The sequence below is a fragment of the Vitiosangium sp. GDMCC 1.1324 genome (assembly GCF_003044305.1).
Taxonomy (GTDB): Bacteria; Myxococcota; Myxococcia; order Myxococcales; family Myxococcaceae; genus Archangium.
Window position 1 is genome coordinate 968,096 of record NZ_PZOX01000003.1, and the last position, 22,434, is coordinate 990,529.

General features: G+C 71.1%; 12 protein-coding genes. 3 read left to right on the forward strand and 9 right to left on the reverse strand.

Annotated elements, in window-relative coordinates; all coding sequences use genetic code 11:
* Window positions 1-2: 2 nt before the first annotated feature.
* The 3 genes from queC to DAT35_RS12605 are packed head-to-tail and all read right to left on the reverse strand — an operon-like array spanning window position 3 to window position 10,881.
* Window positions 3-701, reverse strand: coding sequence for a 7-cyano-7-deazaguanine synthase QueC (gene queC / locus DAT35_RS12595; protein WP_108067174.1), 699 nt, complete (start codon window positions 699-701; stop codon window positions 3-5).
* Complete coding sequence (locus DAT35_RS12600) at window positions 688-1,311, reverse strand: hypothetical protein (RefSeq protein WP_108067175.1); 624 nt, start codon at window positions 1,309-1,311, stop codon at window positions 688-690. Before DAT35_RS12600 ends, queC begins: the two co-directional genes overlap by 14 nt.
* Window positions 1,312-1,323: 12 nt before the next feature.
* On the reverse strand, window positions 1,324-10,881 hold the full coding sequence (locus tag DAT35_RS12605; RefSeq protein WP_108067176.1) for a hypothetical protein: 9,558 nt from the start codon (window positions 10,879-10,881) through the stop codon (window positions 1,324-1,326).
* A 149-nt stretch (window positions 10,882-11,030) separates the two neighbouring features.
* Between DAT35_RS12605 and DAT35_RS12610 the strand changes: the two genes are divergently transcribed.
* Together DAT35_RS12610 and DAT35_RS12615 are read left to right on the forward strand one after the other, a co-directional pair.
* A complete protein-coding gene (locus DAT35_RS12610; RefSeq protein ID WP_108067177.1) occupies window positions 11,031-11,792 on the forward strand; it encodes a class I SAM-dependent methyltransferase in 762 nt (253 codons plus the stop codon).
* A gap of 129 nt (window positions 11,793-11,921) precedes the next feature.
* Window positions 11,922-12,692: a hypothetical protein gene (locus DAT35_RS12615; RefSeq protein WP_108067178.1), complete on the forward strand. Its 771-nt coding sequence runs from the start codon at window positions 11,922-11,924 to the stop codon at window positions 12,690-12,692.
* 72 nt (window positions 12,693-12,764) lie between these two features.
* Here the strand turns inward: DAT35_RS12615 and DAT35_RS12620 are convergent, their stop codons facing one another.
* Window positions 12,765-13,073 (reverse strand): hypothetical protein, encoded by a 309-nt coding sequence (locus tag DAT35_RS12620; RefSeq protein WP_233261436.1) that lies wholly within the window; start codon window positions 13,071-13,073, stop codon window positions 12,765-12,767.
* A gap of 29 nt (window positions 13,074-13,102) precedes the next feature.
* On the reverse strand, window positions 13,103-13,477 hold the full coding sequence (locus DAT35_RS12625; RefSeq protein ID WP_108067180.1) for a hypothetical protein: 375 nt from the start codon (window positions 13,475-13,477) through the stop codon (window positions 13,103-13,105).
* A 345-nt stretch (window positions 13,478-13,822) separates the two neighbouring features.
* Between DAT35_RS12625 and DAT35_RS12630 the strand changes: the two genes are divergently transcribed.
* Window positions 13,823-16,450 carry a protein kinase gene (locus DAT35_RS12630; protein WP_233261437.1) on the forward strand — a complete coding sequence of 876 codons (2,628 nt, stop codon included), beginning with the start codon at window positions 13,823-13,825 and terminating at the stop codon, window positions 16,448-16,450.
* A gap of 56 nt (window positions 16,451-16,506) precedes the next feature.
* Here the strand turns inward: DAT35_RS12630 and DAT35_RS12635 are convergent, their stop codons facing one another.
* The 4 genes from DAT35_RS12635 to DAT35_RS12650 all read right to left on the reverse strand — a co-directional run bounded on the left by DAT35_RS12635 (window position 16,507) and on the right by DAT35_RS12650 (window position 22,120).
* Entirely contained in the window at window positions 16,507-17,292 is a 786-nt protein-coding gene (locus tag DAT35_RS12635; RefSeq protein WP_108067182.1) for a CHAP domain-containing protein, read from the reverse strand.
* 100 nt (window positions 17,293-17,392) lie between these two features.
* Entirely contained in the window at window positions 17,393-18,994 is a 1,602-nt protein-coding gene (locus DAT35_RS58930) for a PAS domain-containing protein (protein ID WP_158501671.1), read from the reverse strand.
* A gap of 145 nt (window positions 18,995-19,139) precedes the next feature.
* Window positions 19,140-20,771 (reverse strand): nitrous oxide reductase family maturation protein NosD, encoded by a 1,632-nt coding sequence (locus DAT35_RS12645; RefSeq protein WP_158501672.1) that lies wholly within the window; start codon window positions 20,769-20,771, stop codon window positions 19,140-19,142.
* Between the two features lie 164 nt (window positions 20,772-20,935).
* The gene (locus DAT35_RS12650; protein ID WP_108067185.1) at window positions 20,936-22,120 is read right to left on the reverse strand and encodes a glycosyltransferase family 4 protein; all 1,185 of its coding nucleotides are present in this window, start codon (window positions 22,118-22,120) and stop codon (window positions 20,936-20,938) included.
* Window positions 22,121-22,434: the final 314 nt, after the last annotated feature.

Sequence of the window (22,434 nt, forward strand, 5' to 3'; positions counted from 1 at the left end):
GCTCAGGCTCCCTTCACGTAGGTCGTGGGGTCCGCGACCCCCGCCTGCTCGAATCCCCGGCGCCGCAGCACGCAGCTGTCGCACCGTCCGCACGCCCTCCCCTCCGCGTCCGGGTCGTAGCACGAGTGTGTCATCGAATAGTCCACGCCCAGCCGCACGCCCTCGCGGATGATGTCCGCCTTGCTCATCCCCGACAGCGGCGCGTGCACCTTGAAGCGCGTGCCCTCCACTCCCGCCTTCGTCGCCAGCGTCGCCATCTGCTCGAAGGCCCGGATGAACTCGGGCCGGCAGTCCGGGTAGCCGCTGTAGTCCACCGCGTTCACGCCAATGTAGATGTCGCTCGCGCCCACCACCTCCGCCAGGCCCAGCGCCAGCGAGAGGAACAGCGCGTTGCGCGCCGGGACATAGGTGATGGGAATGCCGTGGGACATCTCATTCTCGGGCCGGTCCTTGGGCACGTCGATGTCCGCGGTCAGCGCCGAGCCGCCCACCTGCCGCAGGTCCACCGTCACCACCCGGAAGTCCTTCACGCCCATGGCCTGCGTCACCCGGCGCGCCCGCTCCAGTTCCACCGCGTGCCGCTGCCCGTAGGACACCGCCAGGCATACCGGCTCGAAGCCGTCCGCCTTCGCCATCGCCAGACAGGTCGTCGAGTCCAACCCGCCCGACAGCAGCACCACAGCCCTCTTAGTTGCCGACATTGAAGCGCCGCTTCCCTTCCACGCCGTACACCGCCGTGCACGACGTCACGCATTTGCAGTTCTCCTTCCCCGGAAGGAAGGTCACCTTCAAATCACCACAGGCCCGCTCGGCGTCGTAACCATTCACCGTGGGGCCCGGCACCGAGCCATCCGGCAGGCCCGCGCCGGGCAGGTTGGCGCACCTGCTGCCAATGGCCCGGTCCTGGCTGTCGCTCAGCACCACCACCGAGAGCGTCTCTTCAATCTCCGCGCCCTTGCAGCTCTCGCCACAGCTCGGAATCTGCGCCGCGGACCGTTGGGTCGAGGTGTAACGCTGCGCCTGAGCATCGAAGACGGCCTTGCGCGAGAAGCCTTCGGCGGTGGTGAACCACACCCCACCGTCCACGCTGTCGCGCGAGAAGGTCCCCGCGAAGTCGAAGCCGCCATCCACCAGCCGGCTGAAGTCACCGCTGTCCGGATTGCAGCTCGTCCCTCCATCCCACTTCGCCTGGGCGTGGAAGTCGAACATGCCAACAACGAGATCCCCTGGGTACACCGTCTCGGACGCACACGCGAAGACGATGGCGGCCACGGGGAGGGACACGAGGAGCAGGCGTCGGGAGGCTTGCATGGTGGGCGGAGGTTATACGGACTCCAGGGCGGCGATAGCCACCGCGCCAAACGCCGTGCTCGTCCGCAGTACCTTGCCCACGTCCAGGCGGCTCGGGTCGGAGCCGCGCACCTCGGGCGACAGGTGCGCCAGCACGCGCGACGCGGCGAGCGACGCGGGCACCGCGCGGAACGCCGCCACCGCCGCCTCGTCGAAGCCCGGCACCGGTCCAGGCCGGCTCAGCGCCTCGCCCGATTCGCCCAGGCAGAGCGCCAGTGCGCAGAGGTAGCCCAGCTCCACCGGGCCGAAGCAGGCCAGCGCTCCCGCCCCCAGCACCAGCTCGTCCGGAGCGGCGAGATACGCCTCCACGCCACCCACCGGGTTCAGGAAGACGCGCACCGATTCGGCACCCAGCGCCTTCAGTGTGGGCCGCAGGGCCGCGTGCAGGCGGGGCATCCGATCGTCCGTCACGGGGACATTGTTCGGCGGCAGCGGGTGACGGAAACCCTCGGGCAGCGTCACCGGGGAGATCGTCGCGTTCGACGCGCTCGCCGTGCTGGAGACGAGCGCCGCGCCAAACCCATCCACGCGCGCCACTTCCATGGGCACGTCGTCGCAGGCCGCCAGCGCCTCGGCGTACAGCGTCCACCCGTCCGCGTCCACCGGCTGCTGCCGCAGCAGCTCGGGCCAGAGGTGGATGGCCAGCGCCGACCCCTCGTAGGTGGGCGACAGCCGCTCCGCCACCAGCCGCTTCGTCTGCGGCGAGAGCTGGCCGGATTGGTAGAGCCGCTCGGCCAGACGCACCGCGAACACCACCAACTGCCCGTCCAGGTACTGGCGGAGGATGTCCTCCAACTGCGCGGGGTCTTCCGTGAGCCGCTCGCGCAATTGCAGCGCCTCGCCCGTGAAGCCCTGCGCCTCGGCGATGCGAGCGCGCCGCTCCAGCCGCTCCGGCGTCTCCGGCAACAGCTTGAGCTGCTCGGCGGCCTCCGGCAGCCGGCCCAGGGCCTCGTAGGCCTCCGCCAGCCGCTCGCGCCACAGCCCCATCGCCGCCGGGCCCGCGAGGATGGCCGCGAGCTGCTCCGCCACCACCACGAAGCGCGCGTGGTTGCGCGTCTCGTCGTAGATGGGCAGCAGGAACTCCAGCGCGCGCACCGTCCCGGGTGCGTCCTCGAGTGCCTTCTCGAAGGCCTCCTGCGCGCGCTCCTTGTCGCCCGCCCACATCAGCATGTCGCCATGCTCCACGTGGAGGCTGGCACGGCCCTTGGGGTCCGTCTCGAGCAGGATGAGCAGGCCCAGCGTGTCCGCCGCGTCCGCCGTGCGCCCCGCGTCCCGCAGCAACCGGAAGCGCTCGCGAAGCAGCTTGCCGCGCCGCTCCGGCCAACCATCCGCCGCATCCGCCAGGGCCTCGACGCGCTCGTCCAGGGGCAGCGCCCGGATATGGGTGAGCACCGTCTCGGCCAGGGCCTCGGGGAAGCCGCCAATCGACGACAGCAGGCTCCGCAGGCGCTCGGTGAAACCCGGCAGCGCCGCGAGCGACTCCAGCGCACGCAAGCGGACCTCGGCCGGTGCGCCCTCCACCCGCAGCACCTCATCCCGCAGGCTCGTGGCCAGCGCCTCGTCCCACTGCGCGAGGAGCTCCGCCAGCCGCAGCAGTCCGTCCCAGTCCCCTTCCGTGCGCAGACCGGTGGACAGGTCCGTGACGTGCGAGGCATCCGCGTCCGGCCGCGCCACGAGCGCCCAGAGTGCCTGGCGGACCCGGGCCGAATCCCCGGCGCGCTCGGCGAGCGCGAGGGCGCCCATGAGGTCCCCGGACTCGAGCGCGGGCCCGAAGCCCACCTCGACGGCGCGAGCAGGGGCTCCCAGCCGTTGGAAGCGCTCGGCCAGCTGCTCCGAACCCAGCGTACCCGGGGCCTCCGTGGCCAGACGCTCGAGCACCTCGAGGGCCTCAGCGCGCTCGCCCGCGGACTCCCAGAGGTCCGCCGCCTCCAGCAGCAGCGCGGGCCGCTGGGCCGAGTACGCGAGACGCGCCGCCTGCAACAGCGCCTGCGCCGCGCGCCCGGGCTCTCCCGCCTTGCGGTGCAGTTGGGCCACCCACCCCAGCGACCCGGCGTCGGGCTCGACGGAGACGGCGGCACGGGCCGCGCGCAGCGCATCCGGGAGACGGTTGGCGGACTCGAACTCGCGCGAGGCGGACAGCAGCAGCTCCCGGCGCTCCGCGTTGGGCAGGAGCTCCGCGCGGGCCAGGCGCACCTCGGCGAGGCGGCCCGGATTCTCCGAGAGCAGCGGCTCCAGGCCCTCCAGCGCCTCGGCGTAGCCAGCACCCGAGGTGCCCCGAGCGACCACCGCCTCCAGCACCTCACGGGCGAGGGGCTCACGGCCCGCGGCACTCGCGAGCGAGGCCAGTTCCAGCCGCAGCAGGGAGGCCTCGTCCGCGTCCTCCGTCGCCGGCACCAGCCGCTCGAGCGCCTCCAGCAGCGCGGACGGCTCACCCCGCTTGCGCAGGTCAGCCACCCGGGCCCGGAGCGCGGCGACATTGGTCGGGTCCGCCTCGGCCGCGCGCTCCCGGAGGGCCGCGGCACGCTGCGGGTCATCGAGCTGATCCGCGGCGACATCGGCGGCGGCCAACAGCAGCTCCGCGGCTCGAGCGCCTCCGGCGGCCTCGGCACCGGCCTCGTAGACGGCGAGCAGATCAGCGGGGCGGCCCAGGGCACGCAGGCCCGTCACCGCTCGGTCGATGATGTGGGCATCCGCGGGACGCAGGCGCGCCAGGTGCAGCAGCGCGTCGATGGCCTCCTTCGGGTCCTCGAAGAGGTCCGCGGCGCGGCGGTACAGCACCTCGGCGGTGGAGGCATCGGCCTTGCGCGCGAGCTTCAGGGAGGCGCGGTACAGGCCCTTGGAGTCGCCGGTGCGGCCGTACACCTCGGAGAGGAGCGACAGGGCTTCCTGGCCACGAGCCCCCTCGGGCTCCAGCGCCACCACGGCCTCGAAGGACTCCGCGGCATCGCGGTACGCACCCGAGGCCAGAGAGGCATGGCCGAGCCGCAGGTGCGTGCGCACGCGCACCGGGACGGGGAGCGACTCGCCCCCGGCGGCGAGCAGGCGCCGGTCATAGGGCTGGGCCGCATTCGGGCCTCCCCCCTCGGCGGCCAGCTCCGCACGCGTGGCGAGCGCGTCCACGTCATCGCCCGCCTTGGCCAGGTAGTCGTCGAAGGCCTGGGCGGCGAGCAGCGACTCCCCCGCCTCGAGCAGGAGGTTGGCGCGCTCACGCAGCAGCGGCAGTGCCTGCTCGGACGGCAACGAGGAGGCACGCAGAGAGAGCAGCTCCGACAGGCGGCGCACGTCCCCGGCGGCCCGGGCTCGCAGCAGGTGGAAGGCCTCGGCGCTGGAGGGAGCCAGCTCGAAGGCCTGGTCCTCGCACAGCAGCGCGCGCTCCAACGCACCGGCTTCGCGGAAGGCCTTCGCGGCGGCGAGGTAGCTCTCCGCGGCCTGCGCGGGCGGCTGCTTCTGGGCCCGGCGCAACATCAGCCCGGCGAGCGCCTGCAGCTCTCCCGTCTCGGTGAGGAAGGCGCGGTGGCGCGAGTAGAGCGGCTCCTGGAAGGGGTCCGCCTCCAGCAGGAGGGCGTCGAACTCGGCGGCATCCGCCTCGCGACCCATCTCGTGGAGCAGGTCCGCCGCCTGACGGGTGAGGTTCAGGTCATCCGGCAGCGCCGAGCGCGCGGCGAGCAGCGCGATGGCGGCGGCATCCGGACGTCCGGCGCGCTCCCGGTAGAGCGTGGCGGCGCGCAGCAGCAATTGCGCGCGTCGGTGGGCGTCCTCCTCGAGGGAGGCGGAGTCCTCGAACCAGGCGGCCAACTCGGCCACCCGGCCCTCGCGCTCGAGCAGCTCGCACAGCAGCGTCTCCGCCTCCTGGAGGGAGCGGTCGTGCTGGAGTGCCTCACGCAGGAAACCCTCGGCCTTGCCGGAGTCTCCCAGCACCTCGAGGTAGAGCCTCGCCAGCCGCAGCAGCGAGTGGGCCTTCCCGGACGTCGTCTTCCCGGGCTTCTCGGGGAGCAACGGCAGGGCGCGCTCCAACCAGCGGGCCTCGGCGGCGGTATCGTCCCGGCGCACGGCCAGCTCGATGCCCATGCGCGCCGTGTCGAGCTGCTCGGAGAGAGCGAAGGCCCGCTCCAGCGCGGCCTCGGCGGCGGGCAGGTCCAGCTTCGCGTCGCGCAGCATCTCCGCGCGGTGGCGCTCGTAGGCGGCGGCCTCGTCCTTCCGGTCCTCCTTCTCCAGGAGGAAGCGCAGCGCCTCCAGCGAGCGCAGGGACTCGTCCACCCGGCCCGACTCCTCGGCCAGGCGCGCGTGCTCAGCGCAGGCGGAGATGGCGCCGTCGAGGTCCCCGGCCTCCTGGCTGCGCATAGCCACTTCCTGGAGCTGGGCCATCAGCTCGGGGACGCGGCCGGTGTCGCGGTAGAGGTCGGCGAGGGCCTGGTGCAGCGGCAGGGGCTCCTCGGCCATCTCCGCCGCGCGTGACAGCAGGGAGGCGGCGAGCGAGGTATCCGCCAGGGCCTCGCGGGCGCGCTCGGACAACGTGACGAGCCGCGTCGCGGTGTCCTCGGAGGGAGGCAGGACCCGGGCGTGGGCGACAAGCACCTCGAAGGCAGCGCGGGGCTCGTCCTTCTCCAGCAGCGTGGAGAGCCGCAGCACGGCCACTTCGTTCAGCGGGCGCTCGGCGAGCAAACGCTTGTACGCGGACACCGCGCGCCGCGAGTCCCCGAGCTTCTCGGCGAGCGCCCCCAGACGCAGCCAGGCCTTCTCGGCGCGCTCCGGCTCGGTGGAGAAGTCCGCGGCGGCGGCGAGCTGCTCCTGAAGGGGCAGCGCCTCCTTCACATCCCCATGCAGGAAGAGGAGCTCGGCCAGCTCGGCGAGCTGCGCGTCACGCGCGGGGACGAGGGCATGGGCGCGGCGGGCCAGATCCAGGGCCCGGGCCATGTCTCCGGCGGTGCGGGCATGGGCGGCGCCCTCGCGCAACAGGGTGGCGGCCTCAGCCGGGGGAATGTTGCTGGCACCAACGTCGAGGAGCTTCGCGGCCTCGGCGGAGTCACCCCGGCCGGCCACGAGGGCCACGAGCTGTCGGCGAACGCCGACGTTCTCGGGAGCCAGGCGCACGGCCTGCCGCAGCGCGGCCTCGGCGGCGTCCGGCTGCTCCAGGCGATCCAGGTAGAGGGAGCCCAGCTCGGCGTAGAGGGTCGCGGCGTCGGAGGGAGGTGCGTGCGGGGCCTCGGAGGCGAGCAGGCCGGCGAGGCGAGCCCAGTCCTCCATCGCGCGCAGCACACGCTGCAACGCGGCGGTGGCTCCCGAGTGACGCGCGGCGAGGCTGAGCGCCGCCTCCAGGCTGTTCGCGGCCTCCGGAAGGTTCCCACCCTTCTCGAGCAGGTTCGCACGCGCGAGCAAGGCCTCCACCCGGCGGGGCACGGGCCCCTGGCGGGCGGCCTCGGCGAGCGCCTCCGCCTCAGCGTCCACCTGGCCGTCCCGCCGCGCGAGGGTGGCGAGGGCGAAGAAGGCATCACAGCGCTCGGCCGGGGACAGCGGCAGCGCGACGGCGGCGAGCAGGGCCTCGCGGGCCGGAGTGCGCGCGTCCTTCTCCACCAGGGCGGCGGCGAGCGCGAGGAGACGGGCGCGAGCGCGCTCGGCGAGGTCCGGCTCGGAGTCGACGACGTTGCGCCAGGCCTCCAGCTCCTCCACCTCGTCCCCGGCCTCGCGGGCGAGCGCGGCGAGCGCGAGCCACAGGGGCGCGGGCCTGCGGGAGAGCTTCGTGGCGGCGAGGAAGTCGTCGCGTGCGGACTGGGAGCGGCCGGCGTTGCGGTGGAGGGCGGCGCGGCGCGCGAGCAGCTCGGCGCGGGCATCGCCCTCGGCGGAAGTGATGAGGGTGCCCAGCAGGGAGAGGCGCTCGACCTCCTCCTGGGGAGTGCCCGTGCCCGGAGGGGGCAGCAGCTCCAGCAGGGACTGCGTGGCCCACGTGTCGTGGGGCTCCTCGGCGAGGAGGCTGCGCAGGGCGTCGGCGGCCTCGGCGGGGCGGCCCAGGGCGAGGGACAGCTCGGCCAGCTCGCGGCGGGCGGAGCGGCGCGCGTCCCCGGAGAGCCGGGGCCACAGCGTGGTGAGCAGGTCCGCCAGCGGCTCGCGGGCACCCGCCTTGCGGTGGAGGCCGGCGAGCTCCACCTGGGCCTCGAGATCCTCGGGGGCCAGGGCGCAGTACTGCGCGAGCAGGCGGCGGGCGGAGTCCGAGCGGCCAGCGCGCACCGCGGCGGAGGAGGCGCGACGGGTGAGCTCCAGCAACTCCTCCTCGCCGAGCGCATCCGGGTCCGCCGGAGGCAGGGCCAGCACGGCCTCGAAATCCTCCAGGGCGGCGCGGGGGTCCGCCTGCATCCGCAGCTCGCCGCGGCGCACGCGAGCGGGAGCGAAGGCGGAGTCGCGCTCGAGGGCGTCAGCGAGGAAGGACTCCTCGCGGCTGGTGCCGGTGGCGAGCACGGAGGCGCGGAAGAGGAGCTTCGCGCCGGCGCGGGCGTCCGTCACGAGCGCGGCCTTGCGCGCGAAGAGGCGGGCGGCCTCCACCTTCTCCCCGCGCTCCAGCTCCAGCTCGGCGAGCGAATCGAGGGCCTCGGCGGCCAGCGGGCCCGAGGGGCTCGCGTCGAGGGCGGCGGACAGGCGCAGGAGGGCGGGGCCCTTCTCCCCGCGCTCCAGGAGGACGCGGGCGCTCTGCAGGAAGAGGGGTGCGGCCTCCGGGGAGCGCTCGGCGGCGACGAGGGCCTGGGCGCGCGAGGCCCACAACTCGGCCAACTCGCGCGTCTCACCGGCCTCGGTGTAGAGGGCCTCGAGGCGGGAGGCGAGTGCGTCGTCCAGACGGCGCAGCGGGAAGGCCTGGGCGTAGGCGGCGATGGCGGCCTCGCGGTCTCCCACCAGCTCGCACGCGCGGCCCAAGCGGGAGCGGATGTCCGCGAGACGCTCGGGGGCGGTGGTGCGCGGCAGGGTAGACAGCAGCGTCTCCAACGCGCGCCGGGCATGCTCGGGGCGCTCGCAGCGCAGCGAGAGGTCGGCCAGCTCCAGCAGCACGGCCTGGTCCGGAGACAGCCGCGCGGCCTTCTCCAGGGCCACCAGCGCCTCGCCGAGCCGCCCCAGCCGGGCCTCCAGCACATTGGCCAGCTCGCGCAACGCGGTGGCCGCGAGCCGCTTGTCGCCCTGCGCCTCGGCCACGCGCGCCCGCTCCTCCAGGGCGTTGGCCAGGCCCGCCATGTCCGCGCGCTTGCGCTGGAGGGCGCACAGCTCGCCCAGGGTAGGCAGGTCATCCGGCTCGGCCTTCAGCACCTCCTGGAGGGCGGAGGCGGCGAGGTCCAGGTCGAAGGCCAGGTCTCGCGCGGCCACGGAGAGGCGGCGGTACTTCTGCGCGCGCTCCTTCGGCTCGGGGGTGAGGCGCGCGAGGGAGGAGAGACAGCGGGTGAGCAGCCCTCCGTCGCGGCGCGCCTCGGCGAGCGCCAGCAGGGACTCGAGCGCGGGCTTGTGGTCGGGGTCGGCCTCGAGCGCGGAGGTGAGGAGGCGCTCGGCCTTCTCGGGCTGCTGCAGACGTCCGCGGTACAGCTCACCGGCCTCGGCCCAGAGGGCGGCGCGGCGGCCGGGCTCCTCGTGGACGGCGGCGCCCTTCTCGAGTGCCTCGGCGAGTTCCTGGGTGCGGCCGGTGGCGCGGAAGTAGGGAATCAGCTCGTCGAGCGCGGTGGCGTCGCGCGGGTCCAACGCGAGCGCGGCCTCCAGGTGCTCGCGGGCGCGGGCGGGGTCGCCGAGCTTCGTGCGGTACAGGCGCGCCAGGGCGTGGTGGCTCTGGTGCGCGGCCTGGCGGATGGACTCGGAGCGCGGGGCGGGGCCGGCCAGCTCCAGCGCCTGCTGGTAACCGGCGAGTGCCTCCTGCAGCTTGCCCAGGGACTCGGCCACGCGGGCGGTAGCGAAGAGGGGCTCGGGCTCGCCGGGCAGCAGCGACACGGCCTCGCGGTAGCGCAGGAGCGCGTTGTCCGGCTGCCGGAGGCCCTCTTCCCACACCCGGCCGGCGAGGAGGTTGGCGCGGCCCACGCGGTCCAGCTCGTGGCGGGCCATGGCCACTTCGCGAAGCCTGTCCAGGGCCTTGAGGGCTCGCAGGTGCTCGCCGCCGCGATGGCACAACTCGCCCAGCAGCAGCAGTGCATCCGGCTGGTCCGGAGCGAGACGCAGCGCGGCCTCGCAGTGCAGACGGGCACCGGCGACATCATCCTCCGTCTGGGCGCACAGGCGTGCGAGGTGCACGTGGGCATCGGCGGCCTCGGCGGGGTCTCTGGCGAGTGCGGCGATGCGACGGTAGGCACGCACGGCTCCGGCGCGGTCGCGGCTCTGGTCCGAGGCCCGCGCGAGGGCCTTGAGAGAAGGCAGGTGGTCCGGCTTGAGGCCGAGCACCTCGTGCAGGGCCTTCACGGCCACCTGGGGCGCATGGTCGCGAGCGGCGCGGGCGGCGGCCTCGGCGGAGAAGAAGGCAGCGGCCTCCTCGGAGGCGCGGCGCGCCAGGGCGCACAGGGCGAGGTAGCGCTCGGCGGCGCGGGCATGCTCACCGCGGCGCTCGCGCACCACGGCCTCGCCCCAAAGGGCGGCGGGGCTCTTCTCGCGGCGGCGCAGCAGCGTGGCCGCGACGTCGAGGGCCAGGTCCTGCGCCTGGGGGTCCGCCACGAGGAGCGACAGCAGCCGCTCGGCGGCGAAGGGGTGGGCCTCCTGGGCATCCCCGGCCTGCAGGTACGCGTCGCGCGCCTCGGCGAGCTTGCCCTGGGCGATGAGGGCCTCGGCGTCGGCGAAGGCGCGGGCGCCCTCGAGGGCCAGCAGCAGCTCCTCGTCGGGAGGGGCGGGAGGAGGCAGTCCCCCCGAGGAGAAACGCAGACGCAGGCCCGCGCTGCTCACCTCGGCGGAGGACAGGCGCGCGGTGTCGAGCACGGGCATCTTGAAGCCCCGGCTCACGGCGGCCTTCTGGCAGAGGGCGGGCAGCACGCGGGTGGAGAAGCCGGTGGCGCCGCGCACCTCCACCTCGGGCAACAGGCCCAGCTCGCTCACGGTGGCGGCGATGAGGCCGGGCACCTGCACCGAGGGCGTGGAGGCGAAGCCGTACAGGCGCACGTCGTAGAGGTAGAGGGCGAGCCGCTCACCATCCGCGTCGAAGGCCACCTTGAAGGTGAGCGGAGTGCGCTCCGGGGCCTGGAGGAAGGCCTGGCCCTCCAGGTAGCCGGGGCGGAAGTGCAGCTTCAGCCCCTCGAGCCCGGCCACGCGTCCGGCGAGCTCCGCCACCTTGCGTACCACCAGGTCCGCGTCGACGTGCAGCTCCAGGAAGCCTAAGAGGAGCTTCTTGCGCTGGTAGCGCGAGGCGCCCGAGCTGACGTTGAAGGGGAAGGTGACGTCGGGAATCTGCAGCGCGAAGTCGGCGATGGACAGTCCGGGCGCCAGCTCGAGGGGCGGGAACCCCACGAAAGCGCGCCTGTCCAACAGGCGCAGCTCGGGGGCGGCGGCTTGCGCTTCGGACGCGGGCTTGGGGGAGTCGCTGTCGGTGGCCATCGCGGAGGCTGCTGAGGAGCGCTGGAAGTTACCACGTGACCTAAGCCCCCGAAATTTTTACTGTTCCCCCGCCCGGAGGGCAGGCAGCGCACCGGGAGCCTTCGATACTGCTCCAAGCCCCATCATGGGCCGGGCTGTAGGGATCAGTCATGTCGCGCGCGTTCGAGGAACTGGTGGCCGAGGCCGCCGCTGTCTCCGTGGACGGCTGGGACTTCTCCTGGCTGGACGGGAGGGCGAGTGAGCAGCGCCCCTCGTGGGGCTACCAGCGCATGATGAGCGAGCGGATGGCACGCGCCTCCGCCGCGCTGGACATCCAGACGGGTGGCGGGGAGGTGCTCGCCGGGGTCCCGAAGCTGCCGCCGCTGACGGTGGCCACGGAGTCCTGGCCGCCGAACATCGCGAAGGCGACCCGGTTGCTGCATCCGCGCGGGGTAGCGGTCGTCGCCGATGAGGACGAGCCTCCGCTGCCGTTCGCCGACAACGCCTTCGACCTCGTCGTCAGCCGCCACCCGGTGACCACCTGGTGGGGAGAGATCGCCCGGGTCTTGCGGCCCGGCGGCACGTACTTCTCGCAGCAGGTCGGCCCGGCCAGCGTCTTCGAGCTCGTCGAGTACTTCCTCGGACCGCAGCCTCCCGAGGTGCGGCGCAAGCGCCACCCCGACGACGCCCGCGCGGCCGCCGAGGCCGCCGGCCTGGAGGTCATCGACCTGCGCTCGGAGTCGCTGCGCACCGAGTTCTTCGATATCGGCGCGGTGATCTATTTCCTGCGGAAGGTGATCTGGATGGTCCCGGGGTTCACCGTCGACCGGTACCGCACCGAGCTCAAGGCCCTCCACGAGCGCATCCAGACCGGCGGCCCCTTCGTCGCGCACACGACGCGCTTTCTGCTCGAAGCGCGGATGCCGACCTGAGCAGGCGGCGCTCGCATCCCTTTTTTACGACTTGTGCGTTGAATACCCGCCCCGAGCCTGCGTCAATGCACGCGCTCCGCATCCCAGAGGGGGGAGGGGGGAGCAGCCTCGATTCAAGGAGTTACATCAATGAAGTGCATGTCCCGGGGCATTGCCCTGATGTCCCTGTGTCTGTCGCTGGCGGCCTGTGGCACCAGCAAGTTCTACACGCTGCCGGTGGATGCCTACCGCGCCACCGAGACGCAGACGATGATCGGTGCCTGTGCCACCGATTACGGGCTCGAGTCGAACAAGGGCGACAACGGCATCGTGACGGTCAAGTACGACGAAACGGCCTCGCTCTACTACCACTACAACGACAGCGACGCCTTCAACATGCAGGTCGTGGTGGATGAGAAGAGGGTCCCCGGCTCGGAGCTGGAGAAGAAGTTCGCCGCGGTGAAGCTCAAGGGTGACGACATCTACGCGTGCGCCCAGATGAAGCTCAACAACCCCCAGGCCGCCATCGCGCCCGTGGCGCCGGCGCAGTCCGGTGTGTCCATCCAGATGAACACCGGCATGGACACCGGCATGAACGTCAACATGAACACCAACATGAACACCGGGATGTCCATGTCGGTGACGACATCGACCTCCACCTCGGCCTCGACGAACGCGTCCGCGTCGGCGTCCGCGAGCGTGAGCACGCGCGGCGGGTACTGCGCCCAGGCGATCGATTGCTACGGCCAGCTGGCGAAGACCGTGTGCGAGGGTGCCAAGGATTGCAGCTTCAAGGTGAAGATCTCCGGCAACGATGAGGACAGCTGCCACGACGCCCTGCTCCGGGTTCCCCAGCTCCTCCAGCCGTTCACCATGATGCGGCCCGGCCTCTCCGCGCCGGCCGTCTGCCAGACCGAGTAGTGCGCTCGGGCCGCTGGCTCCAAGGTTCCGCCACGGGAGCCGGCGGCCCCTTCGCCACGAGGGTGGACAGCACTACTGGCCGCAGAACCAACCGTTCTGCACCCAGCCATGCTTGTTCGCCTGGCCGTAAGCGAATCCATAGGCCCACTGGCCACTCGGCGAGTAGCTCTGCACATCCATGGTCTGCCCGTAGTAGAGCGTCCCGATGACGATGCCCGCCGGAGCGTCACGAACGTAGAGGCTCTGGGCGCACACCGTCAGGCGGGTGCCCGCCGTGGCATTGTTCACCTTGAAGGCCTGGTAGGCCCCTGCCGCGCACAGGGCGGCGAGGGCCATGCGCACGAGGTTCTTGCGAGAGAGCTGGGAAGCAATAGCCGACATGGGAATCTCCTCGACGAAAAGCCTTGCGGCTAGAAGCAGCCCGCGATCGGGTTGTTCGGCCCGGCGCACCGCGTGAGGCAGCTGCGCAGCACGAAACCCCAATCATCGGGGCCGTAGTCGAGGATCAGCGCCCAGGACGGATAGCCCGCGTCCTGCCGGATGCCCACCTTGTCACCGTAGTAGAGCGTGCGGATCGGGCTCGCCGGTCCCGTCGTCGTCGAATAATTGCCATACATTGTCGCGCTCTGACACGTCACGATGGCATGGTCTGTATAGACAGCCTGCTCGACCACGTCGGTGTCAGGCTTGAGAGCCTCCGCCTCGTTCTGACCGGCGCCACAGGCAGGCAGCACACACAACAACCCAGCCGCCCCCAGCAGAAGGGCGTTCTTCTTCATGCTCATGGTGGAAGGACTCCTGAGGGTTGAACCGCGAGGAGGTTGCCCACCCTACGATTCCCGCTTTCTCCCGTCAATGCCGGTTTTGCATATTTTAATAAAAATACTGGGATTGAATTGAGATTGGAAAATGCGCGAATTGCCTCAGTCCGCCCGATCCCCCACACCCCCCCACACTCCATGACGAACCCCGACCCGGGAGGTTCACTCCGAGTCCTCCCGGAGGACCGTCCCGGGAGGTGGACTCGCGGGTTTCGCTGTTCCCCCGGCCGCAGGGCGGGCAGAGTGACGACCTCCGTTTCAGCAAGGCCCCTGCCAGCAACCCCCGTTTCCGGCGAAGATGCTGCGCCCGTGATCGAAACCGGTACCCTCGTCCTCGATGACCGCTTCCGCGTGCTCCAGCTCCTCGGCGCTGGGGGCATGGGCGAGGTCTACCTCGGTGAGCAGGTGTCCCTGGGACGCAGGGTGGCCATCAAGGTCCTCCACGCGGACCTGATGGTGCACCCCAGCATGATCGAGCGCTTCAAGCGCGAGGCACGCCTGCTGTCCGCGGTGGAGCACGCCGCCGTGGTGCGCGTCATCGACTATGGCGAGACGGGTGTCGGCGCATGTCTGGTGATGGAGTACGTGGAGGGGGAGAACCTCTATGACGTGCTCCAGGCGGGGGCCATGGCGCCCTCGCGGGCCCTGCCGCTGCTGTACCAGCTCGCCGAGGGCCTCGCGGCCATCCACGACAAGGGCATCATCCACCGGGACCTGAAGCCGGAGAACGTGCTGCTCACCAAGGGGCTGCGCGGAGAGCAGGCCCGGCTGCTGGACTTCGGAATCGCCCGGCTGGTGGAGCCGGACACCGCGAGCAACCTCAGTCAGGTGGGGCTGGTGGTGGGCACGCCGGAGTACCTCTCGCCGGAGCAAGCGGTGGGGGCGCCGGTGGACACGCGCAGCGACCTGTACTCCTTCGGGGTGCTCGCCTACCGCGTGCTCTCGGGACAGCTCCCCTTCCCCGGGCCGGGGCCCACCCAGTACGTGGCGCAGCACGCCGCCGCGGCCCCCGTGCCCCTCCTCAAGGCCGCGCCCACGCTCGCCGGCCAGCCCACGCTCGTCTCGCTGGTGATGCAGCTCCTTCAGAAGGACCCCGCCCACCGCCTGCCCCATGCGAACGCGCTGGTGGATGCGCTCGGCGCGGTAGCGGCCTCGGGAGCCCTGGCCCAGGCGGCGGCGAACGGAGCCCGGGCAATGGCTTCGGGCGACACCTCCGCCCCCCCGAGCATCTCCGCCTTCCTCCTCCCGGAGCTGTCCGCCGCGCCCGGGAGTGGAACGGTCGCCTTCGCTGCACCCGAGGCGTCGCCGGGGCCTTCCAAGTCCCCGCCCTCGGGCACGGTCGCCTTCGGTCCTCCCGTGCCCGACCAGCCCGGGCCCGCGGCACCTACGCACTCGCGCGCCCCCACCCGGGCCACCGTGAACGTGGTGATACCCGCGATTGCCGCCTCGCCCTCGCGCGCGCCCACCCGTCCCGCCACCCCGTTGGCCGTGCAGCAGACGGCGCGTGGCACCACGGGCGCGCTCGTCCCGAAGCCCTCGGGCACCCTGGTCCCGGTGGGAAGTGGGACGCTGTCGGGCAGCAAGCCGCAGAACCTCACGGTGATGATCACCGGCCTGCAGGGCTACACCGAGCGCACCTCGCGGCAGACGCTCGAGCAGAACGCGCGGATGCTGGAGACGCATGACGGGCTGCTGCTGCCGCTGGTGCGCGACTACGGCGGCCGGATGGTGCAGAGGCGCGGGGACTCGCTGCTCGTCGTCTTCTCCTCGCCCACCCACGCGGTGCTGTGCGGCATGGCCATGCAGGACCGGCTGTGGCGGCACAACCAGAAGAGCGCCCCGGACGAGCAGCTCCCCGTGCGCATCTGCCTGCATACCGGCGAGGTGCTCGTCGCACGCGACTCGGTGCTCGGCGAGCCGGTGGAGGTGGTGAAGGCGGTGGAGCAGGTGGCCGAGGCCGGTGAGGTCGTCTTCACCGAGTCGGTGAACCTGGCGCGCAGCCGCGTGGAGGGAGACGCCGAGCCGTGCGGCAGCGTGCCCATGCCGGGCAGTGGCGAGCCGCTGCGCATCCACCGCTGCCGCCGGGCCGCGGACGGCCTGCCCTTCGGGGGACAGGACGAGGTGTCCATGCGCGCTCCGCACGAGGGGCAGCTCGGCCCGGTGATGCGGCCGCTGCGGGCGGCCTGGGATGAAGTCACGCGGGTGGCGCGAAGGGCGGGCGAGTGGGTGGTGGAGCTCGTGCGCGCGTACCCGGGCCGCACGGCGGGCGTGAGCCTGGGACTGGTGGCGGTGGTGGGGTTGACCTCGTACGAGGTGGCACGCCGCAATGACCCCGTGTACCAGGCGCGCGAGCTGCTGGAGACAGGCAAGCCCGCGGATGCGCTGAAGCGCCTGTCGGAGGTGCCGGCGGGGGCGAAGAAGGACGCGCCGGTGCGCCAGGTGCGAGCGCGGGCGCTGCACGGGCTCGACCGGCACGAGGAGGAGCACTCGGTGCTGGCGGGGCTGGACGCGGAGGCGCGCGAGTCCGTCGAGCCCCCGGTACTGGACGGGTTGGCCGAGGACTTCGGCGAGGATGAGGCGAACAAGGGGCTGCGCAAGCTGCTGTCCACGCTCCCGAAGGAGCTGGTGAAGAAGCGCTTCGAGCACCTGGCGGACGAGGAGCCCTCACCCCGGCAGTGGGGCGCGCTGCGCTACCTGGAGGCGGTGCAGTCCACCGACGGGCTCGACCTGGTGAAGCTGTACACGCAGGCGCTCGAGTCGAAGAACTGTGGCATCCGGGCCCGCTCGGCGCGGCGGCTCGCGGGGCTGGGAGATCCCCGGGCGGTGCCCGCGCTGGAGCAGTTGAGCAAGACGCCCAAGGACAAGGCGGTGCTCGGCTCGAAGAACTGCGGCCAGGACGAGGCGGCGGACGCGCTCGAGACGCTGACGAAGAAGTGAGCGCCCCCGCCCCTCGCTGACTCACCCCACGTCAGTCATCCCACTTCCCAAGGTGCCTACAGCAGACCGGGAGAGGCGAAGCCGACGAAGAGCTCTCCGGTGAGCCAGGCGCGCTGACCCCGGGAAGCGGCCCGGAGGATGTCGTTGATGACGGGCCCGTCCTGGCCGATGCGGTGGGTGCGCGGGAAGTAGAGATTCAGGTGCGAGCGGGCAATGCCCTTGCTGCCCCGGTGGATGAAGGTGACGGTGCCATCCCGCTCAACGCTCTCGACGACGGCGATGTGGGTCATCCCATCGTTGCGCTTGCCATCGCGGTTGCGGTCATACGTCTCGCGGAAGAAGACGAGGTCTCCGGGGCGGGGGCGGTGGTTGTGGACTGCGCCCCGGTCCTGCGCGCGGCGGTAGATGGCGGTGACGGCGTTCTCTCCATTGAGGAAGCCATGGTTGACCAGGTCGATGCCGGCCTTCTGGTAGGCGAGCCGCACGAGGCCGGAGCAGTCATCCGGGACGCCGCGAGCCACACGGCCCAGGTGCTTCACCCCCACGAGCTGCACCGCGCGCTCGACGATGAGGGCCGCGGCGCCCGAGGGCGTGCCCACGAACCCCAGGTACGAGGCCCGAAGGCTGACGGCCCCTCCGGAGATGGCGCGCGCGGCCTCCACCGTGGCGCTCATCGCCTGCGCCACGCCCTCGAGGGATGCGGCCCTGGGCTCCACCGTTTCCACTCGAGGCGCCTCGGACACCGCGGGAGGGGACTGCACAGGAGCGGCTGGACGGAGCGCGGGCGAGGTGCCGGCACATGCGACGAGGAGACACACCGGAACGAGGAGCAGACAGCGCATGCGGACATCCCTGTGAGACGAAAGGGGGCGACATTATCCACACCCGCCCCCGCCTGCATCCTCTCCTTACAAGCGGATGCACGGCCCCACCGCCCGGCCGTCAGGTGTGCGGGCCCACCAAGGGCAACCGGAAGGTGAAGGCACTGCCCATCCCCACCTGGCTCTCCACCTGGAGCTCTCCACCGCACTCCTGGAGGATGGTCCGCACCACGGGCAGTCCCAGGCCGGTGCCTCGGCCCGGGGGCTTGGTGGTGAACCACGGCTCGAAGATGCAGGAGAGCTTGTCCTCGGGAATGCCGATTCCGGTGTCCTCCACGCGGCAGCAGGCGAAGCCCGCCGCCTCGTCCTCGAAGAGGTGCACCCGCACCTCCGCGAGCCTGTCGCGCACCGGCTCCACCGCATCGGCGGCGTTGCTCATCAGGTTGAGCAGCACCTGCTCCAACCGCGTCCGGCTCGCCTCCACCCAGACGGGTTTCGGAGGCGTCGAGGAGAGCACCTTCACGTGCTTGGTGATGCCCGCCGTGCGCAACATGGCCAGCGAGCCCGACACCAGCTCGCGCAAGTCCATCCGCTCCACCTTCGACTGCCCGGGGCGGCCCAGGTCCATCAGGTGCCGCCCGTGCATGGCCACGTGCTCACAGGCCCAGCCCAGCTCCTCGAGCTCCTCCTGCTCCGGTGGAACCCCCCGCTGGGCGCAATCGGTGAAGTAGGTCCTCAGGCTGTTGAGCACGGTGGAGATGTTGCGCAGCTCATGCCCCACGCCCGCCGCCAGCGTGCCCAGCGTCGCCAGCCGCTCCACCTGCAACAACTGCCGCCGCATGCGCTCCACTTCGGCCTCCAGCATCTCCCGGTAGCGCGTGCGCTCGGTGATATCCAGCGCGATGCCGATGACGCCCGTGACCGTGCCGGACTCGTCCAACACCGGCGTGTAGCGCGTCTCGTAGTTCAAGCCGGAGAATGAGCTGTAGCCGGTGAAGGACTCGCCCGTCAGCGCCCTGCGCAGATGCCCGAGGGTCTCCGTGTGCTCGGCGTAGAGCTGGTAGACGGAGTGACCCACCAGCTGCCCCGGCCGGAGGCCCAGCACCTCCAACCCGCCCCCATCCGAGAAGGTGAAGATCCCCTGCGCATCCACCGCCCAGATGCACATCTGCGCGCTGCTGCGCACCGCCGTGCGCAACCGCAGCTCGCTGACGGTCAGGGCGCGCTGCATGGCGTCGCGCTCGGCCACCTGCGCCTTCAACATGCGGTTGGCCGCATCCCCCGCGGCGAGCGCCACCTGGAGCTGCTCCTGCGCCTCGCGCCGCGCCGTCACGTCGACGAGGATGCCGAGCACTCCGAAGAGGGCGCCCTGCTCGTCCCGCAGCGGCACCTTGCACGTCTGTGTCCACCGCTGCCGGCCGTCACTGCCCCGCACGGGCTCTTCACAATCGGGAAATGGCTCCCCCGACTCCAGCACCTGCCGGTCGCACGCCCGGTAGAAGTCCGAGTCCTCCTTGCGCCAGGGCAGCTCGTAGTCGGTGAGCCCCACCACCTCATCGGGGTGGGCCCGGCCAGCGATCTTCGCGAACGCGGTGTTGCACCCGAGGAAGCGCAGATCCCTCCCCTTCCAGAAGATGGGATATGGCAACGCATCGAGGAGGCGCCGAAGCAGCTCGGCCTCCTGCCGCACCGGCGCCTGCACGACGGCCTCGCGTGCTCGCATGGATTCTCCTCCCCCGTCCGCGGCCCAGGGTTTCATCGAACATAACGGCCTGTCGTATGACGTCAGGAAAGACCAGCCTGAGGTGTTCGCCTCCTGACGTCATAAACCCGCGAAGTCCACGGCCATTGACCGATTGTGGTCGTTGCTAGCAGCCGGTCTCCACGGCGCCGATGTCCGGAGCGGCTCCGCAGAACTTGAGGCCCAGGTTCTCACCCCGATCGACGGCGGCCGAGGCGGGCGCCAGGGTGTCCACGTTGCTGAGCACGGTGCCGGCCTCGAGCGAATTGCCGTCCTGGCCCTTCTCCTTCCACTGAGGCAGGTTCCACGACGAGCTGCCGCTCTTGAAGGAGCCTCCCGTCCGGTAGAGGTTGGTGTTCATCTTCAACCCTGGCGCCTGGCTGCCCAGCTTGAGGACGTAGGCGGCGTCGATGATGTTGTTCTTCAGCACCAGGTTCTCGGTGGGCCCCCCATCACCACTGCCCACGCTGAGGGCCGGCCCCGCCAGCCGGGTGAAGGTGTTGTTGTACACCTGCGTCCCCGTCGAGTTGGCCATGAGCAGACCCCCACCCGTCATGCCACCATCGGTGATCATGTCGTGGATGAGGTTGCGCCGGATGACGACGCCCGAGGGCACCGGGCCGTAATGGTTTCCCCCCACGCCAATGGCCACTCCCGAATCGTAGAAATCGTTGTCCTCGATGAGGATGTTCTTGGCGGACATGTGCACCACCATGGCGCCATTGCCGCCCCGGCCCGGGTAGAACCGGGCATGGTGCATCTTGTTGCGGCGGACGGTGACGTTGTAGCAGGTCTTGATGTCCAACGACTGCTCGATGTTGTTGTAGAGGTCGTTGCCCTCGATGAGCACCCCATCCGCCGGAGCACTGGGCACCGAACCATCTTCGCTGTAGCACTGGATGGCGTCACCCGAGTTGTCATGGATGTTGTTGTTGCGGATGGTGATGTTGCGCGCCGTGGGCTGGACGAGGACGCCGTGCGCGTCATCCCCGGGGATGGCGATGTGGTGGATGTGATTGTTCTCGAGCGTCGCCCCGGTGGCCGAATAGTGGAAGCTCACACCGGCGCCGTACGTCGCGTTGTGGATCTCCGAGTCGGCGAGCAGAGTACCCTGCACGTTGCCGGTGAAGGCCACGCCGAAGGCCGGCTTGTTCTCGAGGTCGATGTTGAAGCCGCGGATGATCCAGTTGGACCGCTCCACCACCATCTGCGCCCCCGTCTGGGAGCCCGGGCTGATGCGCGGCATGCCCTCGCCCAGCAGGGTGATGGGCTCGGCCGCCGTGCCATTGCGAACGGCGCCGGTGATGAGCACGCGCTCACGGTAGATGCCGGCTCGCACCCGGATGAGTTCGCCCGGGCCGGCCAGGGAGATGGCTTGCGAGATGGTCTTCAGCGGCGCCGTGTCCGACCCGGAGGCCGCGTCATTGCCCGAGGGGCTCACCACCCACACCCGCTTGTAGGTGGGCGTGGTGACAGGCGACTCCGCGGTCGTCGAGCCGCCCGGCGGCTGAGAAGGCGAGGAAGCTCCCGGGGTCCCCTCTGCGGTCTGGGTGCCAGAGCCCGGCTCCCCGGCGGGGGACTGCGTCTCGCCATCCTGGGGAGGGGACGCGCCCGGGCTCTCATCCGAGCCGGGCGTCACCGCGGGCGTCTGGATGCCAGGCTCCTGGGGCTTCTTCCCACCAGGGGAACCGCAGGCAGATACCGCACAGGCCAACATCAGGGATGAAATGAATTTCGACCACTTGTTGGAAGTTTTCACTGTGGACACCCTCTCGATTTGGGGTGTTCTCGACAGTGAGACTCCTATTCCTATTCCTGCCTTATTCCTGGCGGCACGCCTGTCAGCTCCCTGAGCAGGCATTGAGGGAAGACTCCCACCCTACCCTCCCATCAAGGCTCCGGACACCTGCTCTCTCGTCTGCTTCAAAGGGATTGAGGTCCGGCCTGAGCCTGGACTCGTGACTCCGGCGCTTCCACCACCGGAAGCGCCTCGGTGGCGCGCACCGCGGGCGGCGCGACATACCCGGCCGCTTCCTCGCACCAGTGCACATGACGTTTCACGGTGCGGGACAGGTCGAAGAGCTCGCACGCGGTCTGCCGGGCTGCATGGCCGAGCTGGTAGCGCAAGACCGGGTCGCTCAGCAGGAGCTCGAGCGCCCGGGCGAGCCCAACCTCGTCCCCTGGCGGCACCAGCAGGCCATTGCGGCCATGATCGATGAGCTCGGGGACGCCACCCACCTGCGAGGCCACCACGGCGCAGCCGCAGGCCATGGCCTCGGCGATGGTCAGGCCAAACGCCTCCATCAGGGTGGGCTGGATGCAGATGTCCGACGTGCCCAGCAACTCGTGCACGTCGCTGCGCAACCCCAGGAACTCCGTCTGGTGCTGGATGCCGAGCTCCATCGCGAGCGCGCGCAGGGACCGTTGCGCCGGGCCATCCCCCACCACGCGCAGACGCACCTTCGGGGTACACAGCCGCCCGAGCGCACGCAGCAGGTGGTGCACCCCCTTGTTCTCCACCAGGTTGGCGACGGTGATGAGCTCCACCGGTCCGCCTGGCTGACGCTCCCGGGGATGGAAGCGCTGGATGTCCACGCCATTGGTGATGGTGCGGGAGCGGTACGGGTAGAGCCCGAAACGCCGGCCCTCCTTGATGCGCACGAACTCGGAGACTCCCGCCAGGCTGTGCACCCGGAACATCGTGGAGCGGTTCAACGTCCAGCGCAGACTCCGCCGGACCACGCCGTCATCCGGGTCGACGTAGTCCGAATGGGCGGTGTACAGCACCCGGGCCGGCCAAGCCGCGTAGGCCCCCAGCGCGGCGAGGCTGCGGGGAGAGATGAAATTGAGGTGGATGATGTCATACGCGCCCAGGCGCCGCGCCATCGGCACCAGCCCGCTCTCCTCGAGCTTCATCAGCTCGTCCAGGCGCGCGCCGCTCGCCTTCAGCTCCGTGACGAAGGACGGAAGCATGGGATCGCTCAACCAGGCATCCACCCGATGGCCACGCTCCGCGGCCTCCCGGCAGAACGCCAGAACCCAGTCCTCCAGCGAGCCACGCTTTCGCGGAGCCAGTTTCATCAGCAGTGCGATGCGAAGCCCCATCATCCTTCCCCTCTGCACCGAAAGCGGACTCCTGTCCGCGAGCGGCGAGCAACCCTCTCCCCATCCCCTTGTGATGAGGTCAGGTCTCGTGCTTGGCAAGGCCGCCGCTCATCGCGGCGCGCGGACGATGTCTTTCAGTGACGGAAGACGTGCACTAGCAACCAGATTCCACCGCTCCGATGTCCGGTCCCGCACCACAAGCTGGCCCCGAGTCCAGGGGTTCACCCTTGTCCACGGCGGCCGGCCCGGGCGACAGGGTCTTTGGATCCAGCGGAGCCTCCGCCTCGGAGGGGGAAGTTCCAGGGGCGTGGGGAGGG